Annotated in this window: 13 protein-coding genes and 1 riboswitch; of the genes, 9 read left to right on the forward strand and 4 right to left on the reverse strand. The window is 41.5% G+C overall.

The features are described 5' to 3' along the window. Positions 1-188 precede the first annotated feature (188 nt). Positions 189-449: a GlsB/YeaQ/YmgE family stress response membrane protein gene (locus MHI23_RS02495; RefSeq protein ID WP_024427360.1), complete on the reverse strand. Its 261-nt coding sequence runs from the start codon at positions 447-449 to the stop codon at positions 189-191. Between the two features lie 156 nt (positions 450-605). On the opposite strand from MHI23_RS02495, the gene MHI23_RS02500 reads away from it, so the two are divergent. Further along, a complete protein-coding gene (locus MHI23_RS02500) occupies positions 606-1,436 on the forward strand; it encodes an EcsC family protein (RefSeq protein ID WP_087976904.1) in 831 nt (276 codons plus the stop codon). Positions 1,437-1,461: 25 nt separating this feature from the next. Here MHI23_RS02500 and MHI23_RS02505 read toward each other — a convergent pair whose 3' ends face one another. Continuing rightward, on the reverse strand, positions 1,462-2,559 hold the full coding sequence (locus tag MHI23_RS02505) for a DctP family TRAP transporter solute-binding subunit (RefSeq protein WP_342492253.1): 1,098 nt from the start codon (positions 2,557-2,559) through the stop codon (positions 1,462-1,464). Between the two features lie 82 nt (positions 2,560-2,641). Between MHI23_RS02505 and MHI23_RS02510 the strand changes: the two genes are divergently transcribed. The 8 genes from MHI23_RS02510 to MHI23_RS02545 all read left to right on the forward strand — a co-directional run bounded on the left by MHI23_RS02510 (position 2,642) and on the right by MHI23_RS02545 (position 11,306). Further along, positions 2,642-4,246 carry a sensor histidine kinase gene (locus MHI23_RS02510; RefSeq protein WP_176364956.1) on the forward strand — a complete coding sequence of 535 codons (1,605 nt, stop codon included), beginning with the start codon at positions 2,642-2,644 and terminating at the stop codon, positions 4,244-4,246. Further along, positions 4,243-4,926, forward strand: coding sequence for a response regulator (locus tag MHI23_RS02515; RefSeq protein WP_024425373.1), 684 nt, complete (start codon positions 4,243-4,245; stop codon positions 4,924-4,926). The genes MHI23_RS02510 and MHI23_RS02515 overlap by 4 nt, the downstream gene beginning before the upstream one ends. A 124-nt stretch (positions 4,927-5,050) precedes the next feature. Next, complete coding sequence (dctP, locus tag MHI23_RS02520) at positions 5,051-6,319, forward strand: C4-dicarboxylate transporter DctP (RefSeq protein WP_224427123.1); 1,269 nt, start codon at positions 5,051-5,053, stop codon at positions 6,317-6,319. 197 nt (positions 6,320-6,516) lie between these two features. Beyond that, a complete protein-coding gene (locus MHI23_RS02525) occupies positions 6,517-7,539 on the forward strand; it encodes an AI-2E family transporter (RefSeq protein WP_024425375.1) in 1,023 nt (340 codons plus the stop codon). Positions 7,540-7,602: 63 nt separating this feature from the next. Continuing rightward, a riboswitch (cyclic di-AMP (ydaO/yuaA leader) is annotated at positions 7,603-7,736 on the forward strand. 76 nt (positions 7,737-7,812) lie between these two features. Beyond that, the gene (locus tag MHI23_RS02530) at positions 7,813-9,054 is read left to right on the forward strand and encodes a dicarboxylate/amino acid:cation symporter (RefSeq protein ID WP_024425376.1); all 1,242 of its coding nucleotides are present in this window, start codon (positions 7,813-7,815) and stop codon (positions 9,052-9,054) included. 127 nt (positions 9,055-9,181) lie between these two features. Next, positions 9,182-10,093, forward strand: coding sequence for an ABC transporter ATP-binding protein (locus tag MHI23_RS02535; protein WP_025093589.1), 912 nt, complete (start codon positions 9,182-9,184; stop codon positions 10,091-10,093). After that, the gene (locus MHI23_RS02540; RefSeq protein ID WP_024427365.1) at positions 10,086-10,853 is read left to right on the forward strand and encodes an ABC transporter permease; all 768 of its coding nucleotides are present in this window, start codon (positions 10,086-10,088) and stop codon (positions 10,851-10,853) included. The genes MHI23_RS02535 and MHI23_RS02540 overlap by 8 nt, the downstream gene beginning before the upstream one ends. Before the next feature lie 117 nt (positions 10,854-10,970). Then, positions 10,971-11,306: a hypothetical protein gene (locus MHI23_RS02545; protein ID WP_024427366.1), complete on the forward strand. Its 336-nt coding sequence runs from the start codon at positions 10,971-10,973 to the stop codon at positions 11,304-11,306. A 97-nt stretch (positions 11,307-11,403) separates the two neighbouring features. Here the strand turns inward: MHI23_RS02545 and fbpB are convergent, their stop codons facing one another. Together fbpB and MHI23_RS02555 are read right to left on the reverse strand one after the other, a co-directional pair. Then, positions 11,404-11,553, reverse strand: coding sequence for a Fur-regulated basic protein FbpB (gene fbpB / locus MHI23_RS02550; protein WP_065215285.1), 150 nt, complete (start codon positions 11,551-11,553; stop codon positions 11,404-11,406). 315 nt (positions 11,554-11,868) lie between these two features. Next, the gene (locus MHI23_RS02555) at positions 11,869-12,189 is read right to left on the reverse strand and encodes a thioredoxin family protein (protein WP_342492254.1); all 321 of its coding nucleotides are present in this window, start codon (positions 12,187-12,189) and stop codon (positions 11,869-11,871) included. Positions 12,190-12,343 lie beyond the last annotated feature (154 nt).

Raw genomic sequence — 12,343 nt, forward strand, 5'->3', positions numbered from 1 at the left:
GGCACAAAAAGTTTCCTTCATGCAATTTTTAATCATCATATGCCCATCTTCATGAAAAGTCAACTATCTGAACTAATAGGTTTGTTTATCATATGTAAGTGAAAAAAATAGATACCTTGTCAACGCGCAACATAAAAAACACCGCCTCTTAGACGGTGTCCCTACTGCTTCCTCTGTTATTTGTTTTTTTAAGATACCCTTGATCCCACGCTGCGGAAGATCAGGCTTAAAATAATGACAAAGATGGCTGCTCCTAAGATCGCTGGAATGATCGCAAAGCCTGCCAGACTAGGACCCCACGTTCCAAGTAATCCATGACCAATCCAAGCGCCTACAAACCCGGCAATCATTGAGCCGATCCATCCTCCTGGTACACTGCCTCCAGCGAGTGCACTCCCAATGAGACCAATGACAATCGCCACAACTAATGAAATTAGAAATCCTAACATGTTGATCACTCCTCTTTTGTTTGTTTATTAAGCAATAACCGTTTTGAAAAAGATTAAAACCTTTCGGAACCGCTTCAATGTTCTATACGTATGATGGACAAGGATTGTGTATAATAACAGACAAATACTTCAGCGGCATCTAAGGAGGCGTATGACATGGAGGAAAGAGAATGGCTAAAAGCACAATTAAAGGAGATCGAAAAGTGGGAGAAAGACCAGCAAAAGGTATGGTTTTGGGAGAAGCTCAGCCGCCTTCCATTTCAAATGCTGGACAAGCTGACGCCTGCTTTTATTCAGAAAAAAATCGGTGTGCTGCTAGACGAAATGGGTCATTACATTCAATCTGGCGGTGCCTATTTGACGTCGGAAAAAGGCATCATTCATCAATTTCAAAAGAAATGTGCAGACGAATCCATTCAGCGCATAGAGGATATTGGAAAGGCCCCGATCGAAATGATGGATGCCATTAGTGAACATATGGGGAAAAACAGAACGAATCTCGCGACGGTACAAGGGGCGACAACTGGTGTCGGCGGAATGTTTACGCTAGCCGCTGATATCCCTGCGGTCCTGGGTCTCTCCCTGAAAACATTACAGGATATTGCCGTTACCTATGGCTATGATCCTAAAAACAAAGACGAGCGGGTCTTCATCATTAAATGCTTGCAGCTGAACTCCGCGGATGTCGTTGGAAAGAAATCGATTCTAAAAGAACTCAAAAGCTATCATGCATCCGAAGGTAAGCATGAAAACATGATTTCCCAAATCCAAGGGTGGCGTGAGGTCGTCTATAATTACCGGGATTCGTTCGGCTGGAAGAAACTATTTCAACTTGTTCCCATCGCCGGAATTTTGTTTGGTGCCGTTTCAAACCGCTCACAATTAAAAGGAATTGCCGAAACAGGCATGATGCAATACCGAAAGCGAAGAATTTTAACAAGATTAGAAGAGCTCACGCAGCAAGAACAGAGTGAGTCCGGCGCATAAAAAAATCCCATATCAAAGGGATTTTTTATTTGCTCTCATCCTCTTCCTGAAAAGCATGAATAGGTGAGTGTTCATAACGTGCACGCAGTTCGCGGATCTGTTTGATGAGGGTGGAGCCGATCGTTTTTTCGGCTTCATCATACAAAGGATCAAGGGCTTTCATCCATTTTTGTCTTTCAGCTGGCGTCAATTCATGAATGGCAATCGGCGATTCACGTTTAATGTCCTCCAGCTGATCTTTGTTCATCTGTTCTGCATGCTTTTCATTCCAAGCCGTTGTTTCCTCCATGGCTTCAAGTAAAATTCGCTTCGTTTCGGGTGTCTGGCGGTCAAAGAAGGATTGATCTGTTAAGACCACATAGCCTAAATACCCGTGATTGCTGATCGTCATATAGTCTTGTATATGATAGAATTTTTTTGAATAAATATTTGAAATGGTATTTTCTTCACCGTCTACTTTTTTGGTTTCTAATAGCTGAAACGTTGAATTAAATGATTCCTGATAGGGCTTTGCGCTAAGGAGTTTGAATTGTTTTTCAATCATGTCGCTTTGCATAATGCGGAGAGACTGGTTTTTTAAATCAGCCGGCTGTTTGATTGGCCCTTTATTAGAAGTAATTTGCTTAAAGCCATTTGTCCAATAAGCCATTCCCTTTAACCCATCTTTTTGCAGCGTGCCAAACAACCTTTGTCCAATTGCACCTTGCAGGCCTTCTTGAACCGCATTGTAATTTGAAAAAGCAAAGGGAAGATCAAGTGCCAGCCACTCAGGGGACAGCATGCCGAGCTTCGAGGTAGACGGAGCAATAAATTGAACTTGATTCTCTTTGAGTGCATTTATTTCTTCAATATCAGAATAAAGGCTTCCGTTGGAGAAAATTTGAATGCTGATCTTTCCATCGGATTTTTCGTGCACGAGCTCAGCAAATTTCTTTGCGGCAAGTCCTTTAGGTGTATTGTCTGCCACGACATGGCTGAATTTGAATACAAGCTGGTCCTTCAGCCCTGTCTGTTCATCATCAAAGGTTGTCGCTGATTTTGGCATCATATGATAAAAACCAAGGTATAAAGCGGTTACAAAACCGATCATGAGCAATAGTGTATAAGCGAGTAAATTCTTCATGCGTCAGATCCCCCTTATGTCAAGCATACTTGACAGAGGAAGAATCCGTAAAGATACAGGTGAAAAAATGATGAGAAATCGATTGAAATTACAACAATTATCTATTAGATGGAAGCTTACCATCCTCACATATTTCGTTGTCATTTTCGCCCTACTAATCGGAGGCATTGTTCTTGTTGGGGGAATTCAGCAGACAGAGGAACGGGAGCTTCGAAAAAGACTCATGAACACGGCGAGAACCGTGGCTGAGATGAATGAGGTGAAGCAGGCGTTAGCTGATCAGACAAAGGATCGTGATCAATTACAGCATGCAATCGAAGAGATTCGGATTATTCAAGATGCTGACTATATTGTCGTGATGGATATGGATCATGTGAGATTAACGCATCCAGTGAAAACGAGGATTGGCCAGCGCTCAGAAGGAACTGATGAAGAGCCGGCTTTTGCAGAGCATATTTATTTCTCAGAAGCAGAGGGAGAGCTTGGAACAGCCATCAGAGCTTTTTATCCAGTCAAGGATGATCAATTTAATCAAACAGGGGTTGTGCTTGTAGGAAGAACTCTGCCAAGTATGGCAGATATATTAGGAGAAATGAAGCAGGATATCCTCATGATCCTCCTGCTGACGCTCAGCTTTGGGCTTGTGGGTTCATTTTTGCTCGCCCGTCATATTAAACAGCAAATGTTTAAGCTGGAGCCGCATGAGATTGTCAGAATGCTAGAGGAACGCACTGCAACCTTTCACTCTATTAATGAAGGGGTCATCGCCATTGATAATCAGCACATGATCACCATTTTTAATGAGAAGGCGAAGCAGATTTTTGGCGTAACAGGTGATGTCGTGGGCCGGAATATTTGGGGTGTGCTGTCTGATACGAGACTTCCTGAGATTATTGATCGCGCAGAACCCGTCTACAATGAAGAAATCCATATGAGCGGAAAGCGGATCATGAGCAGCCGGATTCCGATTGTCATGAAAAAGAAGATCATCGGAGCGGTCGCCATTTTTCAGGACCGGACAGAAGCGGCAAAATTGGCGGAGGAGCTCACAGGGGTTAAGAACTTTGTGGACGGTTTGCGGGTGCAAAACCATGAACATATGAATAAGCTTCATACGATTGCCGGGCTGATTCAGCTTGGTAAAGCCGATCAGGCGCTCGATCTAGCCTTTCAAACGACAGAGGAGCAGGAACATGTGACGGACTTTCTTCATCGCGTCATAGAGCATGATGCTGTCGCAGGGTTATTGATGAGCAAAATCAGAAGGGGCAAGGAGCTTGGCATCATGGTCGAAGTAGATGAACATAGCTGTCTGCGTGATTTCCCTGAACGGCTTGATCAGCATGATATGACAAAGCTGCTCGGAAATCTCATTGAGAACGCCTTTGCTTCGTATGATACTGTAGAAAGAGACACAAAAGTCATTTCCATTAGTATCGATCAAACGGAGGATGTCCTCGCGATTTTAATTGAAGACAATGGCTCCGGGATGGAAAAAGAAATGATTCCTTCTATTTTCGATAAAGGCTTCACACATGGCAAAGAGGGCGGAACAGGCTATGGCCTGTATATTGTAAAAACGATTATCGACAAAGGGATGGGAAATGTAGAGGTCACATCAAGCATCGGCATTGGTACCACCTTCTCAATCGAATTCCCAATGACCATAGAGGAGAGAGACAGATGACTCAGATTAAGGTGCTGTTAATTGAAGATGACCCGATGGTGCAAGAAGTGAATAAAGAGTTCATTATGAGTGTTCCTGGCTTTCAAGTAGCAGCTGTCGCTGGGAACGGGGAGCAGGGCATCCAGCTGATCAAAGAAATTCGTCCAGACCTCGTGGTACTTGATGTCTATATGCCAAAAAAGGATGGCGTCAAAACGCTGCAAGACATCAGAAAACAGAAGATGAAAGTGGACGTGATTGTCATTTCAGCAGCGAAGGACAAAGAGACCATCGGCATCATGCTTCAAAATGGTGCGCGGGATTATATTATTAAACCATTCAAATTTGAACGAATGAAAGAATCACTTGAAAGCTATAAGGCGTTTAAATCAAAAATCCAAACTGCAGCAGAATTCTCTCAGGAGATGCTCGATGATATCATACGAAAGCCTGCTGTTAAGCAGGAAGATACTTGGCTTCCTAAAGGGCTGAATGTGCATACGATGAACGAAATTAAAGCGTATATGGGCTTGCAGGAAGGCGCGCAGTCTGCAGAAGAAGTCGCCAATGCACTTGGCATTGCCCGCGTCACGGCACGCCGGTATTTAGACTTCCTCGTAAAAGAAGGCGAGCTGAAATTAGATATGCAATATGGCGGGGTAGGACGGCCTGTGAATAAATATATCGTACATTCTGACTAAGAGACCAAAAAGACCAAAATGTACGATATGTCCATAAGCTTCACAGCCTTTGATGAAATCGCTATCATTTATCTACAGATAATAGTTAAGCGTTTACATCAAAGGGTGAGGGAGTTGATTTTTTATGAAAAGGATTTTGAAGAACCTGACATTTCAGGTAATTGCAGCTGTCATAATCGGGATCATTGTCGGGATGGTTTGGCCAAACGTCGGAAAAGAAATGAAGCCGCTTGGTGACACCTTTATCAATGCCGTTAAAATGGTCATTGCACCAATTATTTTCTTAACCATTGTTCTTGGTATTGCCAAGATGGGTGATATGAAAAAGGTTGGGAAAGTTGGGGGAAAAGCATTTATTTATTTTGAAGTTGTCACGACACTTGCTCTAGTCATCGGTCTTTTTGTGGTGAATATCATGAAGCCAGGTGCTGGTCTTGACTATAGCAAGCTTGAAAAAGGGGACGTTTCACAGTATACCCAAAATGGGGGACAGGGTATCGACTGGATGGAATTTGTTACACACATCGTGCCATCTAACATGGTTGATGCTTTCGCAAAGGGTGATATTTTACAGGTCTTATTCTTCTCTATTCTATTCGGTGTCGCGCTCGCTGCTCTTGGCGAGAAGGGGAAAGGCATCATCGAATGGCTTGATAAGCTGTCACTTGTTTTCTTTAAAATCATTGGTTATATCATGCGTGCTGCGCCTCTTGGTGCATTTGGGGCGATGGCTTATACGATCGGACACTTTGGTTTGGCATCGATTAAACCGCTGGCGAGTCTGATGCTCTCCGTTTATTTGACCATGTTCTTGTTCATTTTCGTTGTACTGAACATCATTTGTAAAATGTATGGCTTCAGCCTGCTCGGTTATCTGCGGTTTATCAAGGATGAAATTTTAATTGTACTTGGCACAAGTTCTTCAGAATCCGTGCTGCCAAGAATGATGGATAAAATGGAACGCTACGGGTGCTCTAAGTCTGTTGTTGGTCTTGTCATTCCAACAGGTTATTCCTTTAACCTAGACGGAACTTCCATCTATTTATCAATGGCCGTCGTCTTCTTGGCGCAAGTGTTTGGTGTAGACCTGTCGATCGGTCAGCAGATCACTATTATCCTTGTTCTGATGCTTACATCAAAGGGAGCTGCTGGGGTGACAGGAAGCGGATTTATCGTGCTTGCATCTACTCTTGCGGCATTACAGGTCATTCCGTTAGAGGGTCTAGCACTGCTGCTTGGGGTTGACCGCTTCATGAGTGAAGGAAGAGCGATTACAAACCTCATTGGAAATGGCATCGCAACAATTGTTGTCGCGAAGAGTGAAGGAGAATTTGACGAAGCGAAGAGCAAAACAGCACTTCAGGAAATGCGGAATATGAAGCAGGCTGTTTAGTATAAAAACAACCAAAAACCGAAACCTTATGTTCTACATGGGTTCGGTTTTTTTGTGTGAAAAAGAAAAACCAATAAAATTAATACAAATCGTAAGACCTCTTTGACCTTTTATTATATAATTTACAGAAAGATCCGATATAATGTATATCAGATACGATGAAAAATAGACTTTAGTCCTGGCAGGTGTGTAACGTAATGACGGCATTTTTAAAATTGTTCGAAAAACCCGGTGTTAAGCGGTTTTCAGTATTTGTAGTATTAGCTACAGCATTATATCTATTAAGAGGAATGATGAATTTAATTCTTTTGACCTTCATTTTCACCTTTTTGATGAATCGGTTGGAAGAGGTCATTAGAGGCTTTTTAAATCGCTTCCTGAAAATAGGACAGAAATCGGTCATTACCATTTTGTATATTCTTCTGGCTGGTGGATTGACATTTGGGGGATTCGTTTTTGTACCAATCATTGCCAAACAGGTAGAGCAGCTATTCCATTTAGGAAAGAAAATTGCAGATCACCCACAAGATTTACCCTTCTTTGACGTCATCACGAACGTATTCGGAGATTTCAAAATATCAGCTTTCTTTGAGAAAGGGTTTAATTTCCTCTATACATACATAACCGATTTCAGCACGTTCAGTATCCAGGTCATTATGTCCTTAATATTAAGCATGTTCTTCCTGTTCGAAAAAGAACGCCTCATTCAATTCATGAACAAGTTCAAAACGAGTAAAATCTCCGTATTCTATCATGAAATTGCCTTCTTTGGACGTAAATTTTCCCGAACGTTTGGAAAAGTACTCGAAGCACAGTTTATTATTGCAACCGTTAATTGTGTGCTAACGACCATTGCGCTAGGCATTATGGGCTTCCCGCAGTTATTTGGATTAGCGGTCATGGTCTTTTTGCTAGGATTAATCCCAGTAGCGGGTGTGGTTATCTCTCTTATTCCACTCAGCATCATTGCGTATACACTCGGAGGCGGAATGTATGTCCTGTATATTGTGCTGGTGATTGTGATTATCCATGCTATTGAAGCATACTTCTTGAATCCGAAGCTCATGTCAGCTAAAACAGAACTCCCTATTTTCTTCACGTTTATTGTGCTGATCTTCTCTGAACACTATATTGGCATTTGGGGACTTATTATCGGTATCCCAATCTTTGTGTTTATTTTAGATATTCTTGAAGTGACAAATAGGGAAGAAAGTAATTAAAAAGTTCATATGAACCTGTTTACAATTTTCTAAAAATAAGGTATAAATGGTATGAAAATATCATATTACCACACGCTTAATCCTTCTAAAGGAATGGGGGACCCATGTTTTTGGGGTGAATTTTTCTTATCTGAGAAAAAAGGACATCTCTTCGTCCTAACCCGTCAGCTAACCTCATCAGCGTGAAGAGAGTAGACAGTGGTACACGTATGGACACGCAGGCCCACGAGAAGACTCTCTCGTGGGCTTTTTGACGAGGAAGGGGAGATTTTATTGAAGCTGGCGACGAAAATTATTATTGCCTTGTTTGTAGGTGCAATCACAGGATTGCTGCTCAACCTTTTTGCTCCAAATGTATTCAAAGTGTTAGACCCTTATTTATTTACACCTCTAGGTCAAATCTTCTTAAACCTGATTAAAATGCTTGTTGTGCCCATTGTATTCTTTTCGATCACGCTCGGTGTAGCAGGCCTTGGCGATCCGAAGAAGCTAGGCAGAATCGGCGCAAAAACCATTACTTATTTCCTGCTCACTACGACTTTTGCCATCATTATTGGCATCTCATTAGCCTTATTGATCAAGCCGGGAGCCTTCGGCGATTTTGATACAAAAGCGGCTGATTATTCCGCAGAGGAAGCCCCATCAATGGCAGAAACACTACTCAACATTATTCCAACCAATCCAGTCCAATCGTTAGTTGAAGGAGATATGCTTCAAATTATCGTCTTCTGTGTATTTTTAGGTCTTGGCATAGCCATGCTTGGTAAAAAAACGGAAGGCTTACTGAAGCTGTTTGAACAAGGAAATGAATTAATGATGTATCTTGTCGGTGTTGTGATGAAATTTGCACCGTACGGGACATTCGGTTTGATTGCAACGGCAATCGGCAGTCAGGGGCTGGATGCCATGAAAGCGATGGGACTTTACTTCTCGGTCGTGTTAATTGCGCTTATCCTGCATTTCTTCCTGACATATGGATCAACCATTGCTATCTTAGCTAAACGAAATCCAATGGCATTCTTTAAAGGATTTTCACCAGCGATGGTTGTTGCGTTTAGTACATCAAGCAGTAACGCAGTACTGCCGGTATCAATGGAAACAGCGCAAAAGCGCTTAAAGGTGCCAGAGCCGATTTCAAGCTTTGTGCAGCCGCTGGGTGCAACCATTAATATGGATGGCACAGCCATTATGCAAGGTGTTGCGACCATTTTTATCGCTCAAGTGTATGGGGTTGAACTGACGCTTGTTCAAATGCTGACGGTTGTCTTAACAGCTGTTTTAGCAAGTATCGGTACAGCAGGTGTCCCAGGGGTAGGACTCATCATGCTGGCCATGGTGTTAAATTCCGTGAATCTTCCTGTTGAGGGAATAGCGCTGATCCTTGGCATAGACCGCTTATTAGATATGGCAAGAACCGTAGTTAATATTACAGGTGACGCAGCATGTGCGGTGATTGTTTCTGAAACCGAAAAGAAACACGAGAAAGAAGCGCCGACACCTAACTTATCACTGTAATAAGCAAGAAGGGCTGACTGGATCAGTCCTTTTTTTCATGGATTGATTTGTCTCGCGTGATATACTTTTTACAGGATGAGCGGTCATAACTGCCGCCACAGGCTTTACATCAGAAGGAGGAACCATTTTGCAGTCTGCTGTTTTAAAAGTAGAGAAAGTCGATAAACAAATTGGCCGGAAAATGATCTTGCAGGATATTTCTATAGATATTGGGCAAGGAGAAATTGTTGGACTACTTGGACCCAATGGGTCTGGAAAAACAACTTTGATTCGATTGATCGTTGGCTTGATGAAAAAAAACAATGGCAACATCATGATCAATGGATATTCACAAGATGAGGATTTTCTTAAGGCGATGTCATCTGTTGGTGCGATCATAGAAAACCCAGAATTTTATTCGTATTTAACAGGCTTTGAAAACCTTGAAATGTATGCAGCGATGCACGATGGCGTGACGGAGGAACGCATTCAGGAAGTGGTGGAAAGAGTTCGTCTGGAGGATGCCATTCATCAGAAGGTCAAGACGTATTCACTAGGGATGAAACAAAGGCTTGGGATTGCACAAGCTATTTTGCATCGGCCGAACCTGCTCATTTTAGACGAACCGACAAATGGACTGGACCCTGCAGGAATGAAGGAATTCAGGGAGCACTTACAAATGCTTGTAAAGGAAGAAGGAACCTCGGTGTTATTTGCGACGCATTTATTGCATGAGGTAGAGGAGCTATGTGACCGAATGATTATCATTCAAAAGGGACAGATCAAAGCTAGTACTCATCTCCGGGATATGGAGGGGAAAGAGCAGGTGCTGATGAATATTCAGCCAGTAGAAAAGGCGGTCTCATGGCTTGATGCACACGACTATACATATGAACGAAATGGAGCGCGTGTACTGCTTCAACTGAACAAAGAACGTGTGCCAGAGCTGAACAAACAGCTTGTGCTGGCGGGGTTTGATGTACTTGAAATGATGCCTCAAAAGCAGTCAATTGAAGAGGCATTTATGAAATGGACGGAAGGCGGGACGACAGATGCTTAATCTCATCAAGAATGAGCATAAGAAAATCATGAAGAAAAAGATCACATTCATTGCTCTTTTATTGATCGTTGTATTTCAACTGGCCATGGCTCTAACCTTGAAACGAGTCATATCAAGCTTTGGTGGACAAGACACAGTCGCGAACTATTTTGCTTATTCCACGAACGTCGTGTTTATTTTGCAGGTACTTGCTGTTGTTATTGGCGCGACCTTGATCTCAACAGAGTTTCAGAAAAGGACGATCAAGTTTCTATTGATCCGGCCAAAAACAAGACTGCACATTTTTCTGTCAAAATACATCACACTTGTGCTGACAGTCATTTATTTGTTTGTTTTTTATTATGTTTTGGCTTTTCTATTTGGTCTTATTTTCTTCGGTACTGATTTTGATGAAAGAACGGGGCAATTATTTCAGCATACGTTTGCCGTCATTGGATCTCAGTGGGTGGAAGTGATCATGATGGCAAGCTTTGCTTTTATGTGTTCCAGTTTGTTTAGAAACAGTCTTGTTGCCCTTGTGACCTCGTTTTTTGTTTTATATGCGGCGAAATCACTTGTACCGATCATGTCTCTCTTAGAAAATCAGTGGGGGAAAATCCTCCTTTTCGCGAATACGGACTTTACTCAGTACAGCTTTCAAGGACCGCCGCCTTTTCATGGGATGAGCATTTTGTTTTCTCTATTTATAGTAGGGGCGCATTTTGTTTTCTTTATTGGATCGGCTTGGATTCTTTTTTGGAAACGTGATGTAAATGTGTAAAAATTGTGTCAAATAACAAGAAAAATTCGTGACATCTTTGTGAAAACGAGTCTGTATTTCACGATAACCGGCTGATTTTGTCTTATAATAAGAAGGAGTCATGGAGGTGGCACTATCGTGAAAAATTTCATTACGGCTTTACCAATTTTGTTGCTGCTGTCGTTTTCGTTTGTGTCTTTTGCCTTCCAGTTTGATCACCTTGTTTATTTCAGACTAGCGCTGGGAATTTTTTCGTTAGCGGGTCTTTTCTTTCTGTATACACTTAAAAGAAACATGAAATGGTTCATGGTCTATTTATATGCAAGCTGGATCGTTCTTGCTGCCGTCACGACATTTGAGGAACCAGTCTTTTCTCAATTTTTCTTCGGTGGTTTAACGATGACAATGGGTTATCTCACATATATGCTCATTTATTTAGGAATGAAGCAGGACCGTGTAGCGAAAGCAAATTAAAAAAAAGCCGATAAAATCGAATAACAGATTTTATCGGCTTTTTTTATTTTATTGAAGCAGACAAAAGAGCAGTCAGTGATGACTGCTCCTCTTGTACTTATGATTCACGCCCAGCAGCTGCAAGCTGCTTCTGGTGTTTTTTGTCAATGGTTTCGTAAATACTTTCCATCATTTGAGGATCGCGCATGATGGCCTTTTTATTCTCTTCAATCAATTGCTGATAGGTTTTAATTTTCTTCTTAGACATGTGACTTATCGCTCCCTTATTAGAATGGACGTCTATAGGATTTCACATAGATGAAATTGATAATCATTTTCAATTAGCAACTCCATTATACAAAGACAAATGTCATAAGTAAAGGTTCAATTCAGAAAATTCACGTAACCGACATATTCCAAGCTGGTTCGACGCTGCATTCTTTCCCAGGAAATAATCTTGTCATGACTTGTCGTAAGTGAAACATCAATTTGAAACGTTTTGGCTGTGCAGCTCGTCTTATGAAGAGATTTAAAAAGAAAAAAGACATCAGCAAGAGTTTGCTGATGTCCTTCGTTTCATCAATTAAGAAACGTGCTCTTGAAGAAATTCTGTCACTTCTTCAGGCGATTTTGCGTTTGCACTGTGTAAATGACCTGTTTTTTCACCATTTTTGAAAATTAACAGGCTTGGAATACCCATTACCTGATACGTTTCAGCTAATTCTGGGAAATCATCTTTATTTATTTCAAACCATTCATTGTGAGCATAAGCTTCTAGGATGTCTGGAATGAACATGTCCATTCTTGTGCAGTCAGGACACCATGTTGCAAAGAATTTAACGATGACTTCTTTGTCTGATTGAATAATTTCATTGAATTGTTCAGTACTTGTGATTTTTTTCAATTTGTCACAACTCCTTTTCAATGTCATTTTAATATAAAATAAAGGCGAATGACATACAAATGCTCGGGAGGCGCTTACAACCTTTACAAATCATTTCAATTACGTAACAACAAAAATTAATTAGAGCATTTTTGCTTGAAAGTGATAAGATAGT

Source organism: Bacillus sp. FSL M7-0003 (assembly GCF_038628485.1).
In the GTDB taxonomy this organism is placed as follows: Bacteria; Bacillota; Bacilli; order Bacillales; family Bacillaceae; genus Bacillus; species Bacillus safensis.